Source organism: Massilia sp. LC238 (genome assembly GCF_000735635.1).
Taxonomy (GTDB): Bacteria; Pseudomonadota; Gammaproteobacteria; order Burkholderiales; family Burkholderiaceae_D; genus Telluria; species Telluria varians.
This window is the reverse complement of record NZ_JNNN01000054.1, coordinates 1-23,522: the sequence shown is the minus strand read 5'-3', so window position 1 is coordinate 23,522 and position 23,522 is coordinate 1. Positions and strand designations below refer to the sequence as shown.

23 protein-coding genes, 4 tRNA genes and 1 pseudogene are annotated in these 23,522 nt (G+C 66.2%); 14 read left to right on the top strand and 14 right to left on the bottom strand.

Annotated features, from left to right (window positions below; translation table 11 throughout):
- Positions 1 to 206: 206 nt before the first annotated feature.
- Positions 207 to 599, bottom strand: a complete 393-nt coding sequence (locus FG94_RS15915) for a type II TA system antitoxin MqsA family protein (RefSeq protein WP_051996813.1) — start codon at positions 597 to 599, stop codon at positions 207 to 209.
- A 203-nt stretch (positions 600 to 802) separates the two neighbouring features.
- On the opposite strand from FG94_RS15915, the gene FG94_RS15910 reads away from it, so the two are divergent.
- The 4 genes from FG94_RS15910 to FG94_RS15895 are packed head-to-tail and all read left to right on the top strand — an operon-like array spanning position 803 to position 3,843.
- Positions 803 to 1,180 carry a GntR family transcriptional regulator gene (locus FG94_RS15910; protein WP_036213661.1) on the top strand — a complete coding sequence of 126 codons (378 nt, stop codon included), beginning with the start codon at positions 803 to 805 and terminating at the stop codon, positions 1,178 to 1,180.
- Complete coding sequence (locus tag FG94_RS15905; protein ID WP_036213660.1) at positions 1,177 to 2,049, top strand: ABC transporter ATP-binding protein; 873 nt, start codon at positions 1,177 to 1,179, stop codon at positions 2,047 to 2,049. The genes FG94_RS15910 and FG94_RS15905 overlap by 4 nt, the downstream gene beginning before the upstream one ends.
- Complete coding sequence (locus tag FG94_RS15900) at positions 2,046 to 3,011, top strand: hypothetical protein (RefSeq protein ID WP_036213658.1); 966 nt, start codon at positions 2,046 to 2,048, stop codon at positions 3,009 to 3,011. Before FG94_RS15905 ends, FG94_RS15900 begins: the two co-directional genes overlap by 4 nt.
- 4 nt (positions 3,012 to 3,015) lie before the next feature.
- Positions 3,016 to 3,843 carry a hypothetical protein gene (locus FG94_RS15895; protein WP_036213655.1) on the top strand — a complete coding sequence of 276 codons (828 nt, stop codon included), beginning with the start codon at positions 3,016 to 3,018 and terminating at the stop codon, positions 3,841 to 3,843.
- On the opposite strand, the gene FG94_RS15890 is transcribed toward FG94_RS15895, so the two are convergent.
- From FG94_RS15890 to rnr, 4 genes are all read right to left on the bottom strand, one after another.
- Complete coding sequence (locus FG94_RS15890) at positions 3,803 to 4,477, bottom strand: YceH family protein (protein ID WP_027865065.1); 675 nt, start codon at positions 4,475 to 4,477, stop codon at positions 3,803 to 3,805. The two genes, FG94_RS15895 and FG94_RS15890, sit on opposite strands and share 41 nt — an antisense overlap.
- Before the next feature lie 8 nt (positions 4,478 to 4,485).
- Positions 4,486 to 5,223: a serine O-acetyltransferase gene (gene cysE, locus FG94_RS15885; protein WP_027865064.1), complete on the bottom strand. Its 738-nt coding sequence runs from the start codon at positions 5,221 to 5,223 to the stop codon at positions 4,486 to 4,488.
- A 241-nt stretch (positions 5,224 to 5,464) separates the two neighbouring features.
- Positions 5,465 to 6,208 carry a 23S rRNA (guanosine(2251)-2'-O)-methyltransferase RlmB gene (rlmB, locus tag FG94_RS15880; RefSeq protein WP_027865063.1) on the bottom strand — a complete coding sequence of 248 codons (744 nt, stop codon included), beginning with the start codon at positions 6,206 to 6,208 and terminating at the stop codon, positions 5,465 to 5,467.
- A gap of 3 nt (positions 6,209 to 6,211) precedes the next feature.
- The gene (rnr, locus tag FG94_RS15875) at positions 6,212 to 8,794 is read right to left on the bottom strand and encodes a ribonuclease R (RefSeq protein WP_036213651.1); all 2,583 of its coding nucleotides are present in this window, start codon (positions 8,792 to 8,794) and stop codon (positions 6,212 to 6,214) included.
- A 323-nt stretch (positions 8,795 to 9,117) separates the two neighbouring features.
- Here rnr and FG94_RS15870 point away from each other — a divergent pair.
- The 4 genes from FG94_RS15870 (at position 9,118) to FG94_RS15855 (ending at position 9,634) form a co-directional block, all read left to right on the top strand.
- Positions 9,118 to 9,202, top strand: a tRNA-Leu gene (locus FG94_RS15870).
- A 58-nt stretch (positions 9,203 to 9,260) separates the two neighbouring features.
- Positions 9,261 to 9,345 (top strand) — tRNA-Leu (locus FG94_RS15865).
- A 59-nt stretch (positions 9,346 to 9,404) separates the two neighbouring features.
- Positions 9,405 to 9,489 (top strand) — tRNA-Leu (locus tag FG94_RS15860).
- A 60-nt stretch (positions 9,490 to 9,549) separates the two neighbouring features.
- A tRNA-Leu gene (locus FG94_RS15855) sits at positions 9,550 to 9,634 on the top strand.
- 69 nt (positions 9,635 to 9,703) lie between these two features.
- Here FG94_RS15855 and cueR read toward each other — a convergent pair.
- Positions 9,704 to 10,126 carry a Cu(I)-responsive transcriptional regulator gene (gene cueR / locus FG94_RS15850; protein ID WP_036213648.1) on the bottom strand — a complete coding sequence of 141 codons (423 nt, stop codon included), beginning with the start codon at positions 10,124 to 10,126 and terminating at the stop codon, positions 9,704 to 9,706.
- Between the two features lie 164 nt (positions 10,127 to 10,290).
- Between cueR and FG94_RS15845 the strand changes: the two genes are divergently transcribed.
- From FG94_RS15845 to phaP, 3 genes are all read left to right on the top strand, one after another.
- Positions 10,291 to 12,195 carry a hypothetical protein gene (locus FG94_RS15845; protein WP_036213646.1) on the top strand — a complete coding sequence of 635 codons (1,905 nt, stop codon included), beginning with the start codon at positions 10,291 to 10,293 and terminating at the stop codon, positions 12,193 to 12,195.
- An 80-nt stretch (positions 12,196 to 12,275) separates the two neighbouring features.
- Positions 12,276 to 12,473 (top strand): hypothetical protein, encoded by a 198-nt coding sequence (locus tag FG94_RS26685; protein WP_081926025.1) that lies wholly within the window; start codon positions 12,276 to 12,278, stop codon positions 12,471 to 12,473.
- A gap of 62 nt (positions 12,474 to 12,535) precedes the next feature.
- Entirely contained in the window at positions 12,536 to 13,096 is a 561-nt protein-coding gene (gene phaP, locus FG94_RS15840) for a TIGR01841 family phasin (RefSeq protein ID WP_036213643.1), read from the top strand.
- Between the two features lie 85 nt (positions 13,097 to 13,181).
- Here the strand turns inward: phaP and tssA are convergent, their stop codons facing one another.
- A complete protein-coding gene (gene tssA, locus FG94_RS15835) occupies positions 13,182 to 14,162 on the bottom strand; it encodes a type VI secretion system protein TssA (RefSeq protein WP_036213640.1) in 981 nt (326 codons plus the stop codon).
- Positions 14,163 to 14,171: 9 nt separating this feature from the next.
- Positions 14,172 to 14,711, bottom strand: a pseudogene (locus FG94_RS15830) (AAA family ATPase); the annotation flags it as partial.
- 95 nt (positions 14,712 to 14,806) lie between these two features.
- Between FG94_RS15830 and FG94_RS15825 the strand changes: the two are divergent.
- The 3 genes from FG94_RS15825 to FG94_RS15815 all read left to right on the top strand — a co-directional run bounded on the left by FG94_RS15825 (position 14,807) and on the right by FG94_RS15815 (position 19,657).
- Entirely contained in the window at positions 14,807 to 15,631 is an 825-nt protein-coding gene (locus tag FG94_RS15825; RefSeq protein WP_036213634.1) for a hypothetical protein, read from the top strand.
- 112 nt (positions 15,632 to 15,743) lie between these two features.
- Positions 15,744 to 17,387, top strand: a complete 1,644-nt coding sequence (locus FG94_RS15820; protein WP_036213631.1) for a VRR-NUC domain-containing protein — start codon at positions 15,744 to 15,746, stop codon at positions 17,385 to 17,387.
- Positions 17,384 to 19,657, top strand: a complete 2,274-nt coding sequence (locus FG94_RS15815; protein ID WP_229445960.1) for an ATP-dependent DNA helicase — start codon at positions 17,384 to 17,386, stop codon at positions 19,655 to 19,657. The genes FG94_RS15820 and FG94_RS15815 overlap by 4 nt, the downstream gene beginning before the upstream one ends.
- Here FG94_RS15815 and FG94_RS15810 read toward each other — a convergent pair.
- From FG94_RS15810 to FG94_RS27925, 6 genes are all read right to left on the bottom strand, one after another.
- The gene (locus tag FG94_RS15810) at positions 19,654 to 20,382 is read right to left on the bottom strand and encodes a LytTR family DNA-binding domain-containing protein (protein WP_036213626.1); all 729 of its coding nucleotides are present in this window, start codon (positions 20,380 to 20,382) and stop codon (positions 19,654 to 19,656) included. The genes FG94_RS15815 and FG94_RS15810 overlap by 4 nt on opposite strands.
- Before the next feature lie 3 nt (positions 20,383 to 20,385).
- Positions 20,386 to 21,447, bottom strand: coding sequence for a sensor histidine kinase (locus FG94_RS15805; RefSeq protein ID WP_036213624.1), 1,062 nt, complete (start codon positions 21,445 to 21,447; stop codon positions 20,386 to 20,388).
- Positions 21,447 to 22,157: a LiaI-LiaF-like domain-containing protein gene (locus tag FG94_RS15800; RefSeq protein WP_036213621.1), complete on the bottom strand. Its 711-nt coding sequence runs from the start codon at positions 22,155 to 22,157 to the stop codon at positions 21,447 to 21,449. Before FG94_RS15800 ends, FG94_RS15805 begins: the two co-directional genes overlap by 1 nt.
- Positions 22,147 to 22,539 (bottom strand): LiaI-LiaF-like domain-containing protein, encoded by a 393-nt coding sequence (locus FG94_RS15795; RefSeq protein ID WP_036213618.1) that lies wholly within the window; start codon positions 22,537 to 22,539, stop codon positions 22,147 to 22,149. The genes FG94_RS15800 and FG94_RS15795 overlap by 11 nt, the downstream gene beginning before the upstream one ends.
- Positions 22,540 to 22,747: 208 nt before the next feature.
- The gene (locus tag FG94_RS27930) at positions 22,748 to 22,921 is read right to left on the bottom strand and encodes a hypothetical protein (protein WP_200879988.1); all 174 of its coding nucleotides are present in this window, start codon (positions 22,919 to 22,921) and stop codon (positions 22,748 to 22,750) included.
- Between the two features lie 45 nt (positions 22,922 to 22,966).
- Positions 22,967 to 23,128, bottom strand: a complete 162-nt coding sequence (locus FG94_RS27925; protein WP_169728101.1) for a hypothetical protein — start codon at positions 23,126 to 23,128, stop codon at positions 22,967 to 22,969.
- Positions 23,129 to 23,522: the final 394 nt, after the last annotated feature.

Here is a 23,522-nt window from a genome sequence, read left to right as displayed (position 1 = left end):
GCTATGCGGGGAAGGCGGCCAAGGCGGCCGGGGTGCCGATCAATCCGGATCTGATGCTGGGGATTCTGGTGCCGGTGGTGGCGGTCGGGGTGTGGGTGGCGCAGCGGCGGGGGCCCTGCAGAAGGCCGACGAACTGTTCGGCGACGCGGCGGGGGATTGGGGGGGGGGCGGAGCGGGCCACGCGGGTCCCCCTCACCCGCCACGATTTACCGGACTTCATCGAGCAGCTCGGGGTGCTTGCCCAGCAGCCGCAATAGCTTCACCAGCGCCACCGGCGCATGCGCCTCGCCCGACTCGAAGCGCGCAAAATCCCCCGCCGCGTCGCCGAACAGTTCGTCGGCCTTCTGCAGGGTCAGCCCCAGCCCCTTGCGCATGGCCCGGATCGTCTTGAGCTCCTGCGCATCCACCTGCTTGCGGAAGGCCGCGACCAGTTCGCCGTAATGCTCGTGCTCGCCCTGCGCGAACATGACCTCCTTGCAGCCGACGCAATGCTCGACGACGACGTCCGGGATCGTCGTGCTCCGCCCCTTGTAGGTGTAATGCATTTCCCTGATCGCATGCGTCAGCGGCGAGACGCCGCAGTTCGGGCACGTCAGCATCCTTCCCTCCTTCCTTGATCGATTCCCCATCCTACCAAAGTGGCCGGACAAGCCGCGCCCGCGTTTTTGTTCAATATGTATGTTTACATTTGCCAAGTCGCTGTTATACTTCACTACAACACCACTTCAACACATCACCCAATCAGCATAAGCGAGGGAGAGGCAGATGAACCATGCAGCACTACGACCGAGGAGGACTGGACATGACAGTCGGCTGGAATGACAACACACCCATTTACCGCCAGCTCAAGGAGCGGGTGGTGGGCATGATGCTCGACGGTATCTTGAAAGCCGGCGACGCCCTGCCCTCGGTCCGCCAGATCGCGGCCGAATATCAACTGAATCCGATCACTGTCTCCAAGGCTTACCAGGAGCTGGTCGACGAGAACCTGGTAGAAAAACGAAGGGGAATTGGCATGTACGTCACCGAAGGAGCAAGCGAAAAACTGCTGGCCACAGAACGCGAGCGCTTCATCCGCGAGGAATGGCCCGCCATGGTCGAACGCATCCGCCGCCTTGGCCTGAACGTCGAGCAGCTGCTCAATGCCTCCGGCAACAACGCTCCGGGAGGTTCAGCATGAATGCCGTTATCGAAGCACGCGGCCTGACCAAGCGTTACGGCAAGCGTACCGCCGTCGACGGCATCGATTTCGACATCCCCGCCGGCCGCATCGTCGGCCTGATCGGCCCCAACGGCTCCGGCAAGACCACCACCCTGAAAGCCGCCCTCGGCCTGATTCCCTTCGACGGCCAGCTGACGGTGCTGGGCTTCGACCCGCGCACCCAGCGCGACGACCTGATGAAGGAAGTCTGCTTCATCGCCGACGTCGCGATCCTGCCGCGCTGGCTGCGCGTGAAGGACGCGATCGACTTCGTGGCCGGCGTGCATCCGCGCTTCAACCGCGAAAAGGCCGAACGCTATATCGCGCACACCAAGCTCAAGCCGACCATGAAGGTCAAGGAAATGTCGAAGGGCATGATCGTGCAGCTGCACCTGGCGCTGGTGATGGCCATCGACGCCAAGCTGCTCGTGCTGGACGAACCCACGCTGGGCCTGGACATCATGTACCGCAAGCAGTTCTACCAGAACCTGCTGGAAGACTACTTCGACGAGCAGAAGACCATCGTCATCACCACCCACCAGGTGGAGGAAGTCGAGCACATCCTCACCGACCTGATGTTCATCCGCGAAGGCAAGATCGTGCTGTCCGCCTCGATGGAAGAGATCGGCGAGCGCTACACCGAAGTGATGGTCCCGGCCGACAAGCTCAATGCCGCCAATGCCCTGGCCCCGCTCGACAAGCGCACCGTGTTCGGCAAGTCGGTGATGCTGTTCGATTCGGGCGCACCGGGCGGCGTGTCGCGCGCCCAGCTCGCCCAGCTCGGCGAGACCCGCAATCCCAGCGTTGCCGACCTGTTCGTGGCAACCATGAAAGGAACCTACGCATGAAAACGATGAAATGGCTGCTCCGGCGCGAGTTCTGGGAGCACAAGGGCGCCTTCTTCTGGACCCCGGTCGCGGTCGCCTCGGCGATGCTGCTGCTGGTGGGCGGCGGCTTCATGTACGCCATGGCTTTCGGCGGCAGCGAAGCCATCCAGATCAATGGCCACAACGTCGTCTCGATCCAGGGCATCCCGCCGGCGCTGCGCTACAAGATCGCGCATGTCGCGGCCTCCGGCTACCTCGGCCTGGCGGCGCCGCTGTTCATCGTGCTGGCCGTGGTGGTGTTCTTCTACTGCCTGGCCGCCCTGCACGACGACCGCCGCGACCGCAGCATCCTGTTCTGGAAGTCGCTGCCGCTGTCGGACCGCGACACCGTGCTGTCGAAAGCCGCCACCGCACTGGTCGTGGCGCCCCTGATCACGATCGCCATCGGCGTGGTGACCGGCCTGGCCCTGCTGGTGCTGGGCATGATCAGCGCCGCCGGCAAGGGCGTCAACCTGTTCGCACCGGTGCTGATGGAACCGAACCTGTACCTCGGTCCGCTGTACCTGCTGGCCTTCCTGCCCCTGTACGTCGTCTGGGCGCTGCCGACCGTCGGCTGGCTGCTGATGGTGTCGAGCTGGGCGCGCTCCAAGGTCTTCCTGTGGGCGGTCGGCACGCCGCTGGTCGTGGCCCTGCTGCTGAAGTGGTTCAACATCATCGTCGGCCACGTGTCGAACTCGGTCATCGACGTCGACTGGTTCGTCCAGGAAGTCGTGCTGCGCGGCCTGGCCGGGCTGGTGCCGGGCATCTGGCTGTCCTACGGCGACATCGAGACCATCAACCAGCAGTACGGCCTGGACCCGACCACCCTGCTCGGCCTGTCCTACTCCACGCTGAGCCACCCGAGCACCTGGGTCGCCGCCGTGGCGGGCGCCGCGATGATCTACGCTGCCATGCGCCTGCGCCGCTGGCGCGACGAGGGCTGATTCCGTGCGCGCCCTGTCAGCGATAGCACTCGGGGCCCTGCTCCTCTGCGGCAGCGCTGCCGCGGAGGACAAGCCGGTCCGCCAACTGGAACCCGTGCATGTGAACGCCATGCGCAATCCGGAAGTGCGCAAGTACAAGGTCATCCTGGCCGGCCTGGACGCCTTCGAGCGCCACCGGCAGCTGGCACCAAGGGCCGAACGGCTGCATTTCCGGCTGCGCCCGCAGGGGAAGGACGAGTCGGCGCGGCCGCTGGCGCTCCGCCTGGTGGGCGACGGCGGCTACCAACTGCCGATCACGATCGACGCCGACCGGCGCTTCGTGGTGCCGCGCGTTGATGCCGCCGAGGACGCGGAGAGCGAGCTGGAACTGAACCGCAAGCGCCGCGCCTACCGGACCGACCCCGACATCCGCACGCCGGGCCTGGCCGCCCACCAGCGCCGCCTGGGCGACCTGCGGCTGGAGTGCAAGGTGACCGTGGCGATGGCCAAGGCCGAGATCCCGACCTTCTGGGTGATGACCATCAACACCATCCTGCTGCGCACCGACTGGTGCAACTTCTTCGGCGACCCCGAGGATTTCCGCTGGGAGAACGTAAGCAGGAAGGCGCATTTCCCCTTCCGCAGCGACCAGCCGCTGCTGGGGGCGGTGCTAGTAGACGGCAAGCGCTCGGCGAAACTGGAAGTGAAGGGTCATACCTTCCAGGTACCGATCGGGAACGCCAGCTGGAGCGACGACGCGCTGGTCGAGCTGACGTTTGCCGAGCCGGCAGAAGCGAAAGAAGCGGCGCCGGCTACTGGAACTGCTGGCGAAACGCCTCGAACTGCGCCTTGAGTTCCTCGAGCTCGCCGCGTAGTGCGGCGACTTCCTGTTCCAGCTGACCGACGCGGCTGGCGCCGCCTCCGCCGAGGCCGGCGCCGGCGGCGGGCGGCTCGTAGGCGGCCAGTTCGCCGCCCAGCAGGTGGCCGTAGCGCGCTTCCTTGGTGCCCGGCGCGCGGTCGAGTTTCGCGACCAGCGGTGGATATTTATCGATCAGGAACTGCAGCACGGCCTCGACGTCCTGCACGCTCTTGAACTCGAACAGGCGGCCGGTGCGGGTGCGGATCTCGCCGGCGGTCTGCAGGCCGCGCAGCATCAGGATGCTGAGCACCGCGACCTTGTCCTGCTCCAGGGTCCACTTGATGCGCATGCGGTGCTCGTACTTCACCACGCGGGCGCCGGCCTGCGAGATGGCGCTGACGAGCTTTTTCTCGATCAGCCGCTGCAGGGTATCCTGCACTAGCTCGTCGGTCATCTGCATGATCGGGTCGCGGCTCGACAGCTGGTTGCAGCCGTTGACGATGGCGTTGACCGACATCGGGTAGTTATCGGGCGTGAGCGCCTCTTTTTCGGCCAGTACCGCGAGCACGCGGATTTCCATCGGGTCCAATACAGCGCCGTCGGGCGTGCCCGTCGTTTCATTCGTCATGCGTTTCCTCAGTCGACCAGTCGGTTCAGTTGTTCCGAATCGAGTTTATCACCCTCGGCGACCTTCGGACAGCACAGGCCGGCCTCGCGCATGGTGTTGGTGAGGCGTTCGATCTGCTCGTCCTGGCGCGCCACATGGTCGATCAGGCCGCGCAGGGCTTTTGATAAGGGATCGTCGCCGTTGGGCGTGACGCCGTAGGCGGCGAACAAGTGCGCGCTGCGCGACTGGTCTTCCTTGCGGATGATGTGGGCCGGGTTGCCGACCGCGGTGGCGCCGCTCGGGACCGGCTTGATGACCACGGCATTCGAGCCGATCTTGGCGTATTCGCCGACCGTGAAGGCGCCCAGCACCTGGGCGCCGGCGCCGACGATCACGCCGCGCTCGAGCGTCGGGTGGCGCTTGGTGCCGGCCACCAGGGTGGTGCCGCCCAGGGTGACGCCCTGGTAGATGGTGCAGTCGTCGCCGACCACGGCCGTCTCACCGATGACCACGCCGAAGCCGTGGTCGATGAAGACCCGGCGCCCGATGGTGGCGCCCGGGTGGATCTCGATGCCGGTGATGATGCGGGCGACGTAGGAGATGAAGCGGCCGATCCACTTCAGGCCGAGCTTCCAGCAGGCGTGCGCCCAGCTGTGCATGATCACGGCGTGCAGGCCGGGATAGCAGGTCAGGACTTCCCAGCCGTTGCGGGCGGCGGGGTCGCGCTGGATGATGCTCTGGATATCGTCGCGTAAGTTGGAAAACATAATAAGGAAGATCGCAAACCAAGGAATGATGGTAGCGTATGTTTCTTAGGTTTGCTTGGGACTTGGGGGAAAGCTTGCGCTGTTGGCTGCGCTTGGGAATTGGGTTCCGGCCTTCGCCGGAACGACGGTCTTGCGGTTAGGGGGCTTTTTTTAAGCTAGCGGTTCGATAGCAGTGATCACAACCGCTCACTCCAGCACGTCGTACCGGCGAAGGCCGGTACCCAATTTTGCTTGCGCAGCGTTAGCCTTCGCGCGCGATGCGCTGGCGGCGTGCCTCGTACAAGCAGACGCCCGAGGCGACCGACACGTTCAGGCTCTCGACCGAGCCGAACATCGGGATGTTGACCAGCAAGTCGCAGGTCTCGCGCGTCAGGCGGCGCATGCCCTCGCCTTCCGAGCCCATCACCAGCGCGGTCGGGCCGGTGAAGTCGGCTTCATACAGGCCCTTGTCGGCGTCGTCCGAGGTGCCGATCAGCCAGATGCCGCGGTCCTTCAGCTCGCGCATGGTGCGCGCCAGGTTCGTCACCGTGATGTAGGGCACGGTCTCGGCCGCGCCGCTCGCCACTTTGGCGGCGGTGGCGTTCAGGCCGACCGCACGGTCCTTCGGGACGATCACGGCGTGGGCGCCGACGCCGTCGGCCACGCGCAGGCAGGCGCCCAGGTTGTGCGGATCGGTGATGCCGTCCAGGATCAGGAGCAGCGGCGGACCTTCGATCGCGTCCAGCAGCTCGTCCAGGTTGCGCGCCAGCGCCAGCTGGCTCGCGAAGGCGATCACGCCCTGGTGGCGGCGGGTGCCGGTGATCTTGTCGAGACGTGCGGCGTCGACCGGCATCACGCGCACGCCGGCCTCTTTCGCGCTGGCGATCAGGGCCTTCATGCGGGCGTCATTGCGCTCGGCATCGACGAAGATCTCTTCCACCGACTGGGCCTCGTGGCGCAGCCGCGAGGTCACCGCGTGGAACCCGAATAACATTTTATTTTTCATGTATTACTGTTTCTTCCTGCTAGTTTTGGCAGCGGGGGTCTTGGCCACCGCTTTGGTTTTTGGCGCGCTGGTCTTGGCGGCACGCTTCGTGGGCGTCTTGGACGCGGTTTTGCTTGCGGTCTTGCCGGCGGTCTTGGCGGCGCCCTTGGCAGCGGAGTTGCGGGCGCTGCGCGGCGCGCGCGGCGGCGGCACGAAGACGACGTCCTCGTCTTCGGCTCCCTCGTCCTCGCAGCTGGTGGTGCGCGACGCTTCCACCGGCGCCTCGGCTGCGCCCTTGGCCTTGCGCTTCTTCGGCGGCTTCGGCTCAAGGGCCTCGACCGCGGCCTGGCGGGCCCGCTCGAGCGGCGCCGGGATTCTTTCCTGCGTTTCGGCCAGCACCAGGTCGATCTTGCGCGCCTCGAGGTCGACCTTCGCCACCTTGACGTTGACCTTGCTGGTCAGCTTGTAGACCTGGCCGCTGCGCTCGCCGCGCAGTTCATGGCGCGCCTCGTCGTACTGGAAGTAGTCGGTGCCCAGCCCGCTGATGTGCACCAGGCCCTCGACGTACAGCTGGTCGAGCGTGACGAAAATGCCAAACGGGGTCACGCCGGACACGGTGCCGGTGAAGTCCTCGCCCAGCTTGTCCTGCATGAAGTAGCACTTCAGCCAGTTCTCGACGTCGCGCGAGGCTTCGTCGGCGCGGCGCTCGTTGGCCGAGCAGTGCACGCCGAGCGCGTCCCAGATCGTCAGGTCCTGTTCCTTCTTGCCGCGGCCTTCGGCCTTGTCCTTGGCGGCCTGCTTGCGCGCCGAATTCGACAGGGTCGTGTTCAGCGTGCCCGGCTCGATGCCCTTCGGCTCGTACTTCTTCCCTTGCAGGATGGCCTTGATCGCGCGATGGGTCAGCAGGTCGGGATAGCGGCGAATCGGGCTGGTGAAGTGGGCATAGGCCTCATAGGCCAGGCCGAAGTGGCCGACGTTGTCCGGGCTGTAGACGGCCTGCTGCATCGAGCGCAGCAGCATGGTCTGCAGCAGGGCCGCGTCCGGGCGCTCCTTGATCTTTTGCATGACCTCGGCGTAGTCGCGCGCCGTGGGCGAAGTGCCGCCGCCCAGGTTCAGGCCGACCAGCTTCAGGAAGGTGCGCAGCTGCAGCAGCTTTTCCTCGGTCGGCACCGCGTGGATGCGGAAGGTGCCGGGGTGCTTGTGGCGGATCAGGAGGTCGGCCGCGCACACGTTCGCGGCCAGCATGCATTCCTCGATCAGACGGTGCGCATCGTTGCGGGTGCGTGGGATGATCTTTTCGATCTTGCCGACGGCATTGCAGACGATGTAGGTCTCGGTGGTCTCGAAATCGATCGCGCCGCGTTCCTGGCGCGCCTTGAGCAGCGCGCGGAACACCTCGTTCAGGTTCAGCAGGTGGGGCACGATGCCCGGCCTGCGCTGCGCTTCGGGACCGGCCGTGTTGCCGAGGATTTCGGCAACTTCGTTGTAGGTCAGGCGCGCGGCCGAGTGCATCACGGCCGGGTAGAACTGGTAGGCGGTGACCTCGCCGTCCTGCGTGACCACCATGTCGCACACCAGGGTGCAGCGGTCCACCGCCGGGTTCAGCGAACACAGGCCGTTGGACAGCTTCTCGGGCAGCATCGGGATCACGCGGCGCGGGAAGTAGACCGAGGTGCTGCGCTCGAGCGCGTCCGTGTCCAGCGCGTCGTTCGGCTTGACGTAGTGGCTGACGTCGGCGATCGCCACCAGGAGGCGGTAGCCCTTGGTACGGCCGATCTTGACCGGCTCGCAGTAGACCGCATCGTCGAAGTCGCGCGCGTCTTCGCCGTCGATGGTCACCAGGGGCACGTCGCGCAGGTCGACGCGGTTTGCCAGATCCGCATCCACGACTTCGTTCGGCAGGCGGTTGGCCTGCTTCAGCGCGGCGGGCGAGAACACGTGCGGCACGCCGAACTTGCGCACCGCGATCTCGATTTCCATGCCCGGATCGTCCAGCTCGCCGAGCACCTCGACGATGCGGCCGGTGGGCTGCTGGAAGCGCGAGGGCTGCTCGATCAGTTCGACGCTGACCACCTGCCCCGCCTTGGCCTTGCCCGGGCCGCCCGCCACCAGCACGTCCTGGCTGATGCGCACGTCTTCCGGCGAGACGATCCAGACGCCGCCTTCGTTCATCAGGCGGCCGATCAGATGGGTGTTGGCGCGCTCGACCACTTCGACGATGGTCCCTTCCGGACGGCCGCGGCGGTCGGTGCCGGTGACGCGTGCGCGCACGCGGTCGCCGTTGAGCACCTTGTTCATTTCCTTATCGTTCAGGAACAGGTCGTCGCCGCCCTCATCCGGAATGACGAAGCCGTAGCCGTCGCGGTGCGCGCTGACGCGGCCGGTGACGAACCCGGACTGGTCGGCCAACAGATAGGTGCCGCTGACGTCGGAACGAATCTGGCCGTCGCGCTCCATGGCGTTGAGCCGGCGGCCGAGCACTTCCTGGGCGGCCGGCTTGACCTTCAGGGTGCGCGCCAGGTCGCTCGCTCCGAGCGGGCCTTTGGCACTGCGAAAGACGGCGAGGATTTCCTCGCGGCTAGGAATGGTATGAGTAGGTTGCTTCAAATCGTTTTCTTATTTCTCTTGGTAGCGGCGCTGCCGGTGCAGCTGCCCGGGAATGATGAACACCTTGACAGGCGTAGTGTAAGGGATTGCCATGCGATTCGCCTAACATGTGCAGCCAAGCGTGCTCGAAGTCTCCCTGATGGAAACCTGCTTTGGGCTTTTGACTTTTGAAATCCTTCCGCTATAATCTCGGTCTCTTCAGCAACGCAGCTCGCTGCAGCAGGAGAAAAACAGTAGCGGCAGAGGCATTCGGAACGAAGGTCAACGAAAGTTGATCTGGCGAAAAATGACAAAGCCTGCTATTGTAGCAGAGTTAGTTCAGTGCCCACGTGGCGGAATTGGTAGACGCGCATGGTTCAGGTCCATGTGCCGCGAGGTGTGGGGGTTCGAGTCCCTCCGTGGGCACCACTCTACCGGAGCAGTTTTCCGCATTTGTATTGTTGTAGCAGCAGTTCGTAGTATCAGTGCCCACGTGGCGGAATTGGTAGACGCGCATGGTTCAGGTCCATGTGCCGCGAGGTGTGGGGGTTCGAGTCCCTCCGTGGGCACCACTCTACCGGAGTAGTTTTCCGCAAGTTGTACCGTTGTTGTAGCAGTTCGTAGTATCAATGCCCACGTGGCGGAATTGGTAGACGCGCATGGTTCAGGTCCATGTGCCGCGAGGTGTGGGGGTTCGAGTCCCTCCGTGGGCACCATCTACCGGATGTCAATCCGCAAGAAGTTGTAAGAAGTTTTGATGTTGTAGCAGTATCAGTGCCCACGTGGCGGAATTGGTAGACGCGCATGGTTCAGGTCCATGTGCCGCGAGGTGTGGGGGTTCGAGTCCCTCCGTGGGCACCAAACTCTACCTAGGACGACAAGTCCCGCAAAACGCCGTAAGCTTTGAAAAAGGCTTACGGCGTTTTGCGTTTACCTGCCCCCTTCCTGTGCCGCCAGGTCGTCGAGGATCGGGCAGCTCGAGCGCGCATCGCCATGGCAGGACGCGGCCAGCGCTTCGAGCGTGCGGCGCATGGCTTCCATCTCGGCGATCTTGCGGTTGAGCTCATCGATGTGGGCGCGCGCCAGGGCGCGCACGTCGGCGCTGGCGCGTCCCCGGTCCTGCCACAGGCTCAGCAGCTTGCCGATCTGCTCCAGCGAAAAACCGAGCGCACGGGCGCGATGGATGAACTGCAGCACGCGCACCTCGTCTTCGCCATACACGCGGTAGCCGGCGTCGGTGCGTTTCGCCTCCTTGAGCAGGCCGATCGCTTCGTAGTGGCGGATCATCTTGGCCGACACGCCGGAAGCCCTGGCGGCGTCGCCGATATTGAGCAGCGTAGCGCCTTGCAGCATTGTCATCTCCTGTTGCCTATCCAATCATGGGATTCTAGCTTCCCATGCCTTCTCCATTGAGCGCAATCCAAGGGCGGGCGCGCATCCCGCGCTACGGTCACTAGTGTCGAGCCTGTCTGATGGCCCACGCCCTTGCCCTTGTCGCCTCTTACGGAGATTACATCATGAAATCGAGAAAGAACAATGTCCCGGATACCGGCAAGCCCGGGCATGAAGGCGGATGCACCATCAACATCCGCATCAAGAGCAGCGGCACCATCAACATCTACAACTGCTCGGCGTCCACGCCACCCGAGGCGCCATGCACGCCGCCGGGCGGCGAGCACCCCTGTCCACCCGGCGTGCCCGGCGCCTGCGTGCCGGTGTCGCTCGGCGCCAAGCCCAAGCAGAGCCGCCGCAACAAGCTCGACCGGCTGCTCGCCAACAACCGCGTCCCGAGCACGCTCGGCGCGTACTTCTTCCACCTGATGCGGCGCTACCTTGCGGGCAAGGCGCCGGCCAATGCGCTGGAGGAGAGCGGCTTCGCCACCCTGCGCCGCCTGCCGCCGGAATTGAAACGGGTGCTGGCCTGCGCGGGCGATTCGCTCGATAGCCTGACCAGCGGCGAGCGCAGCCGCCTGTTCGCTACCAGCTTGCTGCCCTCCATCGACGAGCCAATCGACCTGGCGCAGCTGTCGCTGAGCTTTGCCCAGGAGATCGCGGACCGCGTCGGCGTGCAGGCCTTCGACGACGCTGCCTGTGCGACCCGGGAGCATCCGGGCCGGGTGCGCGTGCGGCCCTATATCCCCGGCGAGGAGAACTTCGATCCCCTGGTGCGGATCTGCCGGGTCAACGGCCTGCGCACCGGCAGCTACACCCCGCCGCTCACGCCGGGCCAGTACACACCCGACGAACTGCAGCAGCGTTGCCGCGTCATCATGGAAGGCAACGAAGCACGGCAGGTGTGCGAAGTGCAGACCACGGACTGCCCCGGCAACAGCGCAGCCGGTGCCTGCCAGCGGGTGCTGGAGATCGAGGCGGGCCAGGGCGTGCTGCTGGAGGGCGTGAACTTCTCCAGCGTCGACGCGACGGTGCGGCTTTTTGCCAAGGACGCGCCGGGCACGGTGCTGCGTGAGGTTCCCGCCCAGGTGTGCGGCGACGACGAGACCCCGCTCACCGAACGCATCGGCAATCAAGACCGCCTGATCCTCGATTGCCGCGTGCACGACCGCCTCAGCTTCCAGCTGCCCGCCGACCTGGCTCCCGGCGTGTATGGTTTCCAGGTCGCGGTGCCCAACCTCAGCACCCACCCCGGCCACGGCCCGGTGCTGCTGTCGAACGTCGAATACGTCGGCGTCGCCACGCCTTCGAGCGCGCGCTTCGAGATCAGGAGCGAAAGCCTGTACGCCCGCGCCGAGACTTCGCCCGCGTCGTTCGGCTCGGACGAAGTCGGCATCCGGATCCTGGCGCTGCCGCTGTTTCCCGACCTGAGCTCCGGCGAAGCGCAGCTGCCCAATGGCGGCGAACCGATCCGCTTCGGCGACGTCGACAGCGGCGAGACGCGCGCCATGGACCACCTGCTGTTCTCGCACCAAACGCCGATCCTGGGCGCCGCGCTATCGATCCGGGGCTTCGAGATCGATGGCGAAGAGGCGTTCGAGCGCCAGATCGAGGACACCCTCGACGCCTTCATCGACATCCTGAAAGACCAGCTGGCCTTCGTGATGGACCACCTCAAGGAGGCCGGCAGCATTGCATCGAAGCTGGCCAGCTACGGCCTCAAGGGCCTGATCGCCGCCGCCATCGCCGCCGCGGTGGTGGTGGCGATCGACGTCTTCGTGGCGCTGTGGGCGCCGGCCGATCCGATCATCGAGGACATGATCGGCCCCAGCGTCCAGGACCTGGTCGAGCTGACCAACGTGGATGTCGCGCTGCCGGCGGCGAGCGAACATACGACGCCGCAAGGGATCAGGGTCCGGGTGACGCCGCTCGAGAAGATCCCCGGCCAGTACCGCGAACGGCGCGAGTACATCAGCGACGACGAGGACAGCCGCTACGAAATCGTGTTTCGCTACAACCGGGTGGCCTAGGCAGGGCTGGTGGTCCGGGCGAGGAGGAAAATCGACGCAATGCTTGACTTGCGCCACCATGAAGGTAAGCTCGACAGCACATGAAACACGCTACCCTCCTCCTTGCACTCGGCCTGGCTGCACATGCGGCACTGGCCGGTCCGGCGCCGTATTACCAATGGCGCAGCAAATTGAACGGCGCGCTTGCATGCTCGCAAACGCCCCTCGGTCCGGGCTGGGAAAAATCTGCCGGCCCCTATCGGGACGCGCGTTGCGAAAAACCCATTGTTACTAAATAATGGGGTGCAAGCCGTAGTTCATTCGACCTTCATCCGATTATTCAAATAGCGAGGAGACACCGATGTTTACGAGTCCGGAGCAGTTCGCCAACGCCACCAAGACCCTGTTCGACCTGCAGATGCAGACTTTCAACACCCTCGCCGACAAGACGGTCAAGGGTGTGGAACAGGTGGTGGCGCTGAACATGAATGCAGCGAGGAGCTCGATGGCCGGCTCGATCGCGGCGGGCCAGGAGATGGCGGGGCTGGCCGGCACCGGCGACCCGAAGGCCGCCATCGCGGCGCTGCATGCGCGCATGCAGCCGGGCGCAGCCGGCGCTGCGGAATACCGCGAGCAACTGAAAGCCATCATCGACGAGATGCACCAGGAATTCCGCCAGGCCGCCGATACCCACGTGGCCGAAGCCAAGAGCACCCTGTCGGCGCTCATCTACGACGTGACGCAGAACGTCAAGCCGGGCTCGGAGAACGCCGTCGAGATCATCAAGACCGCGATCGACAATGCCTTCAAAGGCTACGAACAGGTGACCCAGGCCACCCGCCAGGCGGTGCAAACCGTGGAAGCGCAGATCGCGAAGGCGACGTCGATGGTGCAGCCGGGTACGCACAAGCAGGCCGAGTAAGCAAGAAGGCCGGCAATGCCGGCCCTCACGAAAGAAAATTTCATCTACGCGCCTGGAATGAAATTTTCTTTCAACTCTCTTCCCCTCAGTTTTCCGTCTCGATTCCCAGCAATTCCTCCAGCCGCGCCAGCGAGGCATCGTCCTTGATGACAGAACGCAGCCACGCGTGCAGCGGCTGCTCGCCCCAGCGCGCCGCCTTCTCGGCCAGGTAGGCGACCGGGCTGTGCGGCTCGGTGCGGCGGAAGAACTCGGCCACGCCGCGCAGCTGGGCCAGCGCCTGTTCGCGGCTTTGCAGCGGTCCCTCGCCCACCACGCCCTGCACGCGCAGCGGACTGCCCGTGGCCACCACCACCGGCATGGCCTGCGCGGTCGCCGCCGGGTGCGCGACCGGCGGCGCCGCCAAGTCCTCGAAGTCGCGCAGCGCCGCACGCGCGGCGCCGAAGCTGGGTCCATCGGCGCCCAGCCGCTCGTCGACCACGCGCTCCAGCTCGGTCAGCGCGGCCAGGCAATCGTGCGCCGCCTCCGCCAGCGCCTGGCGCGCCGCCGGCGTCGCCCTGGTGCGCGCCGCTTCCAGTTCGGCGACGCTGTCCGGTCCGCGCCCCCGCGCCGCTTCCCAGGCGATCATGGTGACGCCGTCGGCCAGCGGCACGTCCTTGACCAGGGGTGCGATGCGCGCCGCGATCCAGGCCAGGTTGCCGATGCGGCGCTCATGGCCGTCCTCGTCGGGCAAGGGATGCACGCTGTCCCAGTAGCGCTCGCACAGCGCCGCCAACAGGCGCAGGCTGTCCGCCAGGCCGGCCAGGCCGCCGGTCTTGGTGCCCGCTTCCGCCAGCCAGACCGCCAGCTGCAAATCCTTGCTGCGGGTTTCGATCAGCTCGGCGCAGCGTTTGGAGACGAACTTCCAGTCGGCTTCCTTCAGCGTCGTCACCCAGGCGCCCTGCTCGATCGACGGGTCGTCGGCCTGGCGCGCACGGTTGATGGCGTCGAACTCGGGCGAGAACGCCAGGTCCTCGCCGCAGGGCTGGTCCGCAGCGAGCGGGACCAGCAGTTTTTCAAGGTTCAGCATGAGCCCTCCTTATTCGATCGCGTACTTGAACTTGCCGGCCCTGGTCGCGCCCACCTTGACCCGGGTGATCGCCCCGCCCTCGGCCATGCGCGCCAGCACGCTGTCCGCGATCTCGGGCAGCAGCGTGCCGTTCAGGATGTTGTCGACGTTGCGCGCGCCGGAATCGACCTCGGTGCAGCGGTTCAGCACCGCCGACACCAGCGCCTCGTCGTACTCGAAGCGCGCGCGGTGGTTGTCCATCACGCGCGCCTTGATGCGGTCCAGCTTCAGGCGGATGATGTTGGTGAGCACCTCGTCGCGGATCGGGTAGAAAGGCACCACCGTCAGGCGCCCCAGGAAAGCCGGCTTGAAATGCTTTGTCAAGAGCGGGCGAATCAGTTCCGCCAGCTGCTCCGGCGTCGGCACCTCGCTCAAGGGCTTGTTCAGGCAGGCCGCCATCATCTGGCTCGAGCCCACGTTCGAGGTCAGGATGATGATGGTGTTGCGAAAGTCGATCTGGCGCCCTTCGGCATCGTCCATCACGCCCTTGTCGAAGACCTGGAAAATCAGCATCGCTTCCTCCAAGATTGTTTCTAATCAGAATTGGGAGAACCAATCTTAGGAGTAATGCCGTGCGGCCTACAGACGAAAATCAATCCCCGTCCATGCGTCCGAACCTGATGTCGCCTCGCCGCACCGCGACCTCCGGCGAGGACAGCATCCTGGCGATGCTCGAACGCGAGCCGGCGCGCAAGCGCAAGGCCGGTACTTCGGGCATACGGCTGGCGTGGTACGGCGCCAGCGCGATGCTGGCGCTGGCCTTGACCGGTACACTGATCTGGATGGCGGCCAACAACGACGGCCTGCGGCCCGAAGTACAGGAGTCGGTGCTGGCCGAAGCGGAACAGGCGCCACGGCGCAGTGCCCCGGCGCCGGGGGACAGTCCAGCGGGAGCGGCGACGATCCTGCAGGTCGCGATGGCCCCGGCCGCAACCGCGCCTGACAACCAGCCGGCCGGCGCCGCGCTCATCGTGGACCAGGCGCCGCCGGCCGAGGCGGTCCCGCCGCTGCGCCTGCTCAAGTCGGCACCCGAAAAGCCCGCTGCGGAAACATCCACCACGCCGGCGCGCGCCACCCCGGTCTCTCCGCTTCCCGCGGCGGCCGTGCCCCCACGATCGGTGGCGAAGGCGAGTCCCCCTGCCCGTCCAGCGGCGCCGGCGGCGGCCGAGGCCAGGCCGGTCCCGCGTCCAGCGGCCGCGCCGGCCAAGTCCAGGCAGGTCGTGGTGGCGAAAAGCGCCGTCAAGCCGTCCCAGGCGAAGGCCCAGCGTGGCGTGAACCCGGCCAGGAGCCCGGAAGCCCCGGTCGATGCCGACGTCGCGCTGATCTCGGCCGTCATCGTGCACGCCAACGGGCACGCGCCCGAAGGCTCGCAAATGACCGAGCTGCTGTGCCCGAACAATGCCTGCCAGTCGCGCCCGCCCAGCCAGTAGCGTGGCGAAAAGTCCGCAACCGGGCTGAAAGTCCGCCGAAAAGCGGCTTACTGCTGGGTTATTGCCCCCACGTGGCGCTATACTGTACGAAAGCACAGTATGGCGTCATGACATGATCAGGGTTCTGGAAAACGAGTTTTATTATCTGGATAACTTCCAGCGCGTCCTCGACTGGATCGGCGAGCGCTATCGCGACCTGCTGGTCGACGACGAGCTCGCCTTCCTTGCCGCCTTTCCCACGCTGCCGCAGCCTGCACGCGCCCTGTTCGTGCGCATGGTCATGCGCAAGGGGAATCTGTTCCGCGCCAGTAAGCTGGTGTATGCCGAGATTGGCTGTCCGGTCGAGGCCGCGCGCGAGCTGCTTGCCACCGGCTGGGTCGAGGCCGACCCGGTCATCTCGCTCGACGAGCTGTTCGACCTGCTGTCCAAGCCCGAGATCGCCAGCGCCTTCGGTCCGCAGTTGCCGCACAAGAACGCGCGCAAGGGCGAGCAGCTGGACGCGCTGCGCGAGCAATTCGCCGACAGCCGGGCGTTCTCCGCGTGGTACCGCGACTGCGCCGATCTCGCGCTGCGCATCGGGGTCAAGCCGCTGTGCGACCGGCTGCGCCTGATCTTCTTCGGCAACCTGGCCCAGGACTGGACCGAATTCGTGCTGTCCGACCTCGGCATGTTCCGCTTCGAGCAGGTCGAGATCTCGCAAGCCTCGCGCGGTTTCCGCTCGCGCGCCGACGTCGAGCATTACATCCTCCTGCACGCCTGCAAGGAGCGCTTCTACGCCGGCGAGCCGCTCGACGAGGTGCTGCGCGACCTGCCCGCCCATGTGTTCGACAACGATTGGCTGGTGAGCCGGCGCGAGAAGCTGCTGTTCCAGATCGGCCAGGGTTTTGAAAAGCTCAAGGACTGGGACAATGCCTACGCCGTCTATGCGCGCTGCCGCTTCCTCGGTGCGCGCGGACGCGCCATCCGCGTGCTGGAAAAGCACGAGCGCTTCGATGAAGCCTATGCGCTGTTCCAGGTGGCCCAGGCCGCGCCGGAAAGCGAGTCCGAGCGCCAGCAATTGATGCGCATCGGGCCGCGCCTGGCGCGCCGCCTCGGCCATGCCAGGCTGCCGGCCCGCAAGCCGCTCGTCGAGCGCCTCGACCTGTCCCTGCCGATGCCGGTGGAAGACCGCTGGGTCGAGGGCGTGGTGCGCGATCACCTCGCCAGCGAGGACGCGCCCGTGTTCTACGTCGAGAACGCGCTGGCCAACTCCCTGTTCGGCCTGCTGTGCTGGCCGGCGATCTTCGCCGCCATTCCCGGCGCCTTCTTCCACCCCTTCCACCGCGGCCCGGCCGATCTGCACAGCCCGGACTTCCACCTGCGCCGCCAGGCCGAGTTCGATGCCTGCCTGGCGCGGCTGGACGACGGCAGCTACCGCGACACCATCCGCGCCCACTACCGCGAGAAAGCGGGCATCGCCTCGCCTTTCGTCTACTGGGGCGCAATCAGCGAGGAAGTGCTGGAGCTGGCGCTGGCCTGCATCCCGCCGCAACACCTGCGCAAATGGTGCGAACGGATCCTGGCGGACGTCCGGGCCAACCACACGGGCTTTCCCGACCTGATCCAGTTCTGGCCGGCGGAAAACCGCTACACCATGATCGAGGTGAAGGGTCCGGGCGACCGCCTGCAGGACAACCAGCTGCGCTGGATCGATTACTGTTCGACGCACGGGATGCCGGTATCGGTGTGCTACCTCCAGTGGGAGCAGGCCGCTTGAATGTCGGCCTTCACTACAGTGTCGCGGTACGCGCCCTGTGCGAGTTCACCGCCAAGCAGGGTGACCTCGACATGCGCTTCACGCCCTCGCCCACCGCCCAGGAAGGCATCAATGGCCATGCGGTCGTGACTAGCCGGCGCGGCGAGAACTACCGCACCGAGGTATCGCTCGAAGGAAGCTGGGGCGACCTGCACGTGCGCGGACGCGCCGACGGCTACGACCCGGACCGGAACCTGGTCGAAGAGATCAAGACCCACCGCGGCAAGTTCGACGCCATTCCCGACAACCACCGCCACCTGCACTGGGCGCAAGTACGGGTCTACGGCCATCTGCTGTGCCGCCAGCTCGGGATGGACAGCGTCAACCTGGCCCTGGTCTACTACGACATCGGCAGCGGCCAGGAAACCGTGCTGCGCGAAACCCGGAGCGCGCAAGATCTTGCCGCCCTGTTCACCGAACTCTGCGAACGCTTCTCGAACTGGGCTGCCAGCGAAGCGGCGCACCGCACGGCGCGCGACGCGGCGCTGGGCGCACTGCGCTTCCCGCATGCGGATTTCCGCCCCGGGCAGCGCCAGCTGGCGGAAAACGTCTACCGCGCCAACATCAGCGGGCGCTGCCTGCTGGCGCAGGCGCCGACCGGCATCGGCAAGACTGTCGGCAGCCTGTTCCCGGTCCTGAGGGCGATGCCGCAAGAGGGCCTCGACAAGGTCTTCTTTTTGGCGGCCAAGACCCCGGGCCGGCGCCTCGCGCTCGATGCCGCCGCCAGCCTGGGCGCCGGCGCCACGGTGCCGCTGCGGGTGCTCGAACTGACAGCGCGCGACAAGGCCTGCGAGCATCCGGACAAGGCCTGCCAGGGCGACGCCTGCCCGCTGGCGAAGGGCTTCTACGACCGCCTGCCGGCCGCACGCGCGGCCGCCGCCCAGGTGGCCCTGCTGGACCGCGACGCCCTGCGCGAAGTGGGCCTTGCCCATGAAGTCTGCCCCTACTACCTCGGCAGCGAAATGGCGCGCTGGGCCGACATGGTGGTCGGCGACTACAACTATTATTTCGACGGCAGCGCCATGCTCTACGCGCTGGCGCTCGAGCGCGGCTGGAAGACCAGCGTGCTGGTCGACGAAGCCCACAACATGGTGTCGCGTGCCCGCGCGATGTACAGCCTGGAACTGGAGCGCGGCCAGCTGCGCGCCGCGCGCGCCAACGCGCCCGGGGTCGTCAAGAAAGCCCTGGAACGGGTGGGCCGCGCCTGGAGCGGCGTCGACAAGGAGGCGCCGCTGCCCCAGGCACCCTACCAGGTCCTGCCCGAAGTGCCGGCCAAGCTGCTGGACGCGCTGCAGAACGCCACCAGCACCGTGAACGACTTCCTGGTGGAAGTCCCCGGTCCGCTCGACCCGGAACTGCAGCGCTTCCATTTCGACGCCCTGGCATTCCTGCGCCTGGCCGAATCCTTCGGCGAGCATTCGCTGTGCGACCTGGCGCGCGCCGGCGTCAAGGATTCCACCATCAGCATCCGCAACGTGGTGCCGGCGCCCTTCCTGGCGCCGCGCTTCGCGCTGGCCCGTTCGGTGACGCTGTTCTCGGCCACGCTCAGTCCCTGGCACTACTTCTGCGACCTGCTCGGCATGCCGCCCGACACCGCCTGGGCCGACGTCGCCTCGCCGTTCAGTGCAAGCCAGCTCGAGGTCCACATCGCCGGCGGCATCTCGACCCGCTACCAGCACCGGACCACCTCGCTGCGGCCGATCGCCGACCTGGTCGCGCGCCAGTATGCCGAGCGCCCCGGCAACTACCTGGCATTCTTCAGCAGCTTCGATTACCTGGAACAGGTGCTGGAGGAACTCCAGGCACGCCATCCGGAGGTCCCAAGCTGGCGCCAGGAGCGGCGCATGAGCGAGGCGGAACGCGCCGCCTTCCTCGATCGCTTCACGCCGGGCGGTCGCGGCGTCGGGTTCGCGGTGCTGGGCGGCTCCTTCGGCGAAGGCATCGACCTGCCGGGGGATCGCCTGATCGGCGCTTTCGTCGCCACGCTCGGCCTGCCCCAGGTGAACCCGGTGAACGAGCAGTTGCGCGAGCGGATGCAGGCGATGTTCGGGGCCGGCTACGACTACACCTATCTGTATCCCGGCATGCAGAAGGTGGTGCAGGCGGCGGGGCGCGTGATCCGTACCGAGACGGACCGTGGCGTGGTCTGGCTGATCGACGACCGCTTTGGCCGCCCGGAAGTGCGCGCCCTGCTGCCCGCCTGGTGGGACGTGGACGCCGCCGCCCCCTAGCGCATCATGTCGCGCAGCTTCTGGTAGCCGCTGCGGCTGATCGGCAGCCGGGTGCCGTCCTTCAGCACGGCGCAATGGTTGTCCTTGCTGGCCGGTTCGATGCGCGCAATCGATCCGAGGTTGGCGATCCAGGAGCGGTGGATGCGGATGAACACCTGCGGGTCGAGCTGGGCCTCGAGTTCGGACAGGCGCTGGTTCTTCAGCCAGGCCTTGCCGGCCGCCGTCACCTGCACGTAGTCGTCCTGCGCCTCGATGTAGTCGATGGTGCTGCTGGCGACGACGTGCACCCGCGCCCCATCCTTGATCAGGACCCGCTCCAGGTAGCCGCGGCGCTGGGCGGCATCCTGCACCACCGCCTGCAGCTGCTGCGGCTGCGGCCTGCGGCTGCGCGCGTGGTCGAGCGCCTGCGCCAGCCGCTCGCGGCTGAAGGGCTTGAGCAGGTAGTCGATCGCATGCACCTCGAAGGCCTTCAGCGCATACTGGTCGTAGGCGGTGGCGAAGACGTAGTACGGCTTGGCGCCGGCCAGTTCGACCACCTCGAAGCCGTCGAGCTTGGGCATCTGGATGTCGAGGAAGACCAGCTCCGGTTCCAGTTCGCCGATGGCCTTGACGGCCTCGAAGCCGTTCGCGCACTCGCCCACGACCTCGATGTCCGGATGGCCGGCCAGGTATTCGCGCAGCAGCGCGCGCGCCAGGTGTTCGTCATCGACGATCAGTACTCGCATCTCTTACTTCTCCTCCGTCTCCGCGGGCAGCACGAGGTCCACCCGGAATAGATTGTGTTCGCGTGCCCAATGCACGCTGCCTTCCTTGCCGTAGGCCGCCGCCAGCCGCTGGCGCACGTTCACCAGGCCGATGCCGGTGCCTTCCTTCGTTCCTGTTGCGTCCGGGTCCGCATCGTTCTCGACCCGGATTCGCAGCAGCGAACCGGAGCGCTCGGCAAGCAGGCGTATGCTACCCCCTTCCAGCAGTCCGCCGATCCCGTGCTTGACCGCGTTCTCGACCAGCGGCTGCAGGATCATCGGCGGCAGCAGGCATTCGTGCGCGTCCTCGCCCACACGGTGCTCGAAGCTCAGGCGCGGGCCGAAGCGTACCCCTTCGATCGCCAGGAAGCGCTCGACCAGCACCAGCTCCTCATGCAGGCGCACCTTGCGGTGCGCTTCCAGTCCGAGCGTCTGGCGAAAGAACCCCGCCAGCTGCAGGGTCATGTCGCGCGCCCGGCCGGGGTCGATCGCCGTCAGCGCGCTGATCGAGTTCAGGCTGTTGAACAGGAAGTGCGGATCGATCTGGGTGCGCAGCATGCGCAGCTCCGCGTCCTGCGCCAGCAGGCGCGACTCTAGCTCGCGCGTCTCGGCGCGGCGCGCGCGTTCGAATTCCAGCGCCAGCAGCTGGGCCACCGCCGTCATCCAGTACAGCAGCATCCCGATCCCCAGCATCAGCGCCGCGAAAGGCCGGGTGAAGCCGACCGCTTCTTCCTCGGACAGCAGCAGCTTGCACACGGCGGCCCAGGCGCTGCCCGCCGCGCACCACAGCAGCGCCGCGCTCAGGCCGCTGAAGAAGAACACCGACAACACCGCACCCAGCGGCCGCTGCGCCAGCGGAAAGGCGCGGCACAAGTAGTAGCTGGAGAAGCCGCAGGCGACCGCGTAGAACACCGTGAGCGGCAGCGCGAACAGCAGGCTGGCGCCGGGCCCGGCGCCGGTAGCGGCATTGATCAGCCCCGCCAGCAACAGGCCCAGCATCAGCCAGGCCAGCAGGTAGAGCGCGCTGCCGCGCCGCGCCAGCACCATCAGTTGCGTACCTCGACGCCGCCCATGATCGCGTAGCCGCGGATGACCAGGCGCTTTTGGTTGTGCGGCGGCGTCGCGGTCTTTTCCTCGAAGCCGCCCATGATCGGGGTTCCCTGCAGGACGACGGTCCAGTCGGGCGGGCACTTGAGCGTCACACCACCCCAGAACGCGAACACGTTGATCACCGCTTCGTCCTGGATCGAGGCGGTACGCATGTCGAGCGAGCAGCCGCCCATCACCGCCGTGATTTCGCCGCCGCGGAAGTTCTGCGTCGTGACACGGCGTTCGAATCCGCCCAGGATGGCGGCCACGTCGACCACGTCGCTCCCCGCGCCAGGGTCGTCCTTCAACGATGCGCCCGGCGCCGCGCGGCGCGCGTCCAGGGCCCGGTACAGGACGAAGGCGCCGGCGCCGATCAGGAACAGCGGCCACAGGGTGCGGATGTTGAAGTCGATGATGTCCATCCGGTCCAGGATCATCAGGACGCCGAGCCCGATCAGGCCGCCGCCCAGCAGCTGGCCGTTGCGGCTCTGGGTGTCGCACAGCTTCACGGTGCCGGCGATGATGAACACCATCGGCCAGAAGGTCACGATGCGGCGGATCTCGATGAGGTCGAGGTTATCGAGCAGGAACAGCAAGCCCATCAGGATCACGAGCAGGCCGAGCACGACCTGGCTGGTGACGCCCTTCGACTGGAAATTATCCTTCATGTTGATTCTCCGGTTGCTTGAGGGCGGACTGCTGCTGGGCGAAACGGCGGGCGACCAGCGGCTGGAACACCAGCTTCACGCCCCAGGCCAGGATGAACAGCGGCCAGCTGTTACGGAAAGTCAGGCCGAAGACATGGTTGAAGCAGGCGAACAGCCACAGGCCGATGAAGACGGTCCACAGGCCGTTGCCGAATTCGCGCGGGCTCGGATAGCCGATGGTCTGGTTGATGCCGACCACGACGAGGAGCAGCGGCCAGTAGCGCCAGTAGGCGCCGGCATCGATGTAGTACAGGCGGTCGAGCAGGACGACGGTGCCGACGGCGATCAGGACCAGGCCCAGGACGGCCTGCTTGCGCCAGCGGTAAGCTTCTTCGGTATGCATGATGCGTGACTCCTTCGTGTGTGGACTGTATGGACACACGATACCGGAACGGCAACATGCAATGAAAGCGCCTTTCGGTGAACGGCGGTGTGGCGCCGGTGAATGGCGAAGTATTCGGCGGACGGCGGCGAGGCCGGCGAATGGCGAGACGAAAAAAAGCCCGCCTGTGAGGAGGCGGGCCAGCTGGGCAGACTGCTTCGGTAAAAACTCAGCTTGACGCCGACAGGTCCATCGCCGGACGGCCCTTGACCTGGTTGCGGTACTTGGCGCGGGCCTCGGCCATCTTGACGGCTTCGCGCGCGATGTTGGTGCGGCGGATCTCCTGGCGTTCCTTCTTGCCGCGGTGTTGTGCCTCGTGTTTACTGCCGATCTTTCTGGTCATGAGTGTCTCCTGGTGGACGGTGGTGAACCGCGGCACGGCGCGGGATCAGGAGCGGTTGGTGCCCATCTTGAGATCGGAAGGCATCAGCATTCCCCAGCCGAGCTGGCGGCGGATCTCCTCCGGCGTCGGCGGTGGTGCGCTGTCCCGCGCACGGCGCTCGAGGTATTCACGAACCAGGTGCTTGGGTGGCTGCTTGATCTCGGACATGGCGACCTCCACTTCCGTTGGGGGCCGACGCCTGGGGCGCGGCCCGAAATTGGTGCCGGTCCTCGAGGCGACCGGCTAACCTGTTGAGCTGTCGGTACCGCGCGCTTCTCGCACAGGTGCCTCACTCAGACGGTTCCCATGTTACCGATGGGCTCCCGATCTCACCGTTAGCTGCCGCACATTTTCCGATAGGCCGTCTCCTACAAGGACGCGGCGCGCTGGGGAAAGCCGCTGCGTCCGCATCGAAAAAAAGGGGAGCCGGAGCTCTAATGCCGTTCAGTTAAGGTAGCTTCTTGACCTTTCGAACGGCATAGCGCTTCGGCGCTGCCTTGACGGCCCGGTCGCATTTGCGGCCGGGCCGTTCGTCTTTCAGGAGGCTAACCAGCCTTTCCCG

Excerpts from the sequence above, each read along its gene's own strand:
- FG94_RS15915 (WP_051996813.1), bottom strand. The coding sequence starts at position 599 with ATGCTGACGTGCCCGAACTGCGGCGTCTCGCCGCTGACGCATGCGATC.
- FG94_RS15910 (WP_036213661.1), top strand. The coding sequence starts at position 803 with ATGACAGTCGGCTGGAATGACAACACACCCATTTACCGCCAGCTCAAG.
- FG94_RS15905 (WP_036213660.1), top strand. The coding sequence starts at position 1,177 with ATGAATGCCGTTATCGAAGCACGCGGCCTGACCAAGCGTTACGGCAAG.
- FG94_RS15900 (WP_036213658.1), top strand. The coding sequence starts at position 2,046 with ATGAAAACGATGAAATGGCTGCTCCGGCGCGAGTTCTGGGAGCACAAG.
- FG94_RS15890 (WP_027865065.1), bottom strand. The coding sequence starts at position 4,477 with ATGACGAATGAAACGACGGGCACGCCCGACGGCGCTGTATTGGACCCG.
- cysE (WP_027865064.1), bottom strand. The coding sequence starts at position 5,223 with ATGTTTTCCAACTTACGCGACGATATCCAGAGCATCATCCAGCGCGAC.
- rlmB (WP_027865063.1), bottom strand. The coding sequence starts at position 6,208 with ATGAAAAATAAAATGTTATTCGGGTTCCACGCGGTGACCTCGCGGCTG.
- cueR (WP_036213648.1), bottom strand. The coding sequence starts at position 10,126 with ATGCTGCAAGGCGCTACGCTGCTCAATATCGGCGACGCCGCCAGGGCT.
- FG94_RS15845 (WP_036213646.1), top strand. The coding sequence starts at position 10,291 with ATGAAATCGAGAAAGAACAATGTCCCGGATACCGGCAAGCCCGGGCAT.
- FG94_RS26685 (WP_081926025.1), top strand. The coding sequence starts at position 12,276 with ATGAAACACGCTACCCTCCTCCTTGCACTCGGCCTGGCTGCACATGCG.
- phaP (WP_036213643.1), top strand. The coding sequence starts at position 12,536 with ATGTTTACGAGTCCGGAGCAGTTCGCCAACGCCACCAAGACCCTGTTC.
- tssA (WP_036213640.1), bottom strand. The coding sequence starts at position 14,162 with ATGCTGAACCTTGAAAAACTGCTGGTCCCGCTCGCTGCGGACCAGCCC.
- FG94_RS15825 (WP_036213634.1), top strand. The coding sequence starts at position 14,807 with ATGCGTCCGAACCTGATGTCGCCTCGCCGCACCGCGACCTCCGGCGAG.
- FG94_RS15820 (WP_036213631.1), top strand. The coding sequence starts at position 15,744 with ATGATCAGGGTTCTGGAAAACGAGTTTTATTATCTGGATAACTTCCAG.
- FG94_RS15810 (WP_036213626.1), bottom strand. The coding sequence starts at position 20,382 with ATGCGAGTACTGATCGTCGATGACGAACACCTGGCGCGCGCGCTGCTG.
- FG94_RS15805 (WP_036213624.1), bottom strand. The coding sequence starts at position 21,447 with ATGGTGCTGGCGCGGCGCGGCAGCGCGCTCTACCTGCTGGCCTGGCTG.
- FG94_RS15800 (WP_036213621.1), bottom strand. The coding sequence starts at position 22,157 with ATGAAGGATAATTTCCAGTCGAAGGGCGTCACCAGCCAGGTCGTGCTC.
- FG94_RS15795 (WP_036213618.1), bottom strand. The coding sequence starts at position 22,539 with ATGCATACCGAAGAAGCTTACCGCTGGCGCAAGCAGGCCGTCCTGGGC.
- FG94_RS27930 (WP_200879988.1), bottom strand. The coding sequence starts at position 22,921 with ATGACCAGAAAGATCGGCAGTAAACACGAGGCACAACACCGCGGCAAG.
- FG94_RS27925 (WP_169728101.1), bottom strand. The coding sequence starts at position 23,128 with ATGTCCGAGATCAAGCAGCCACCCAAGCACCTGGTTCGTGAATACCTC.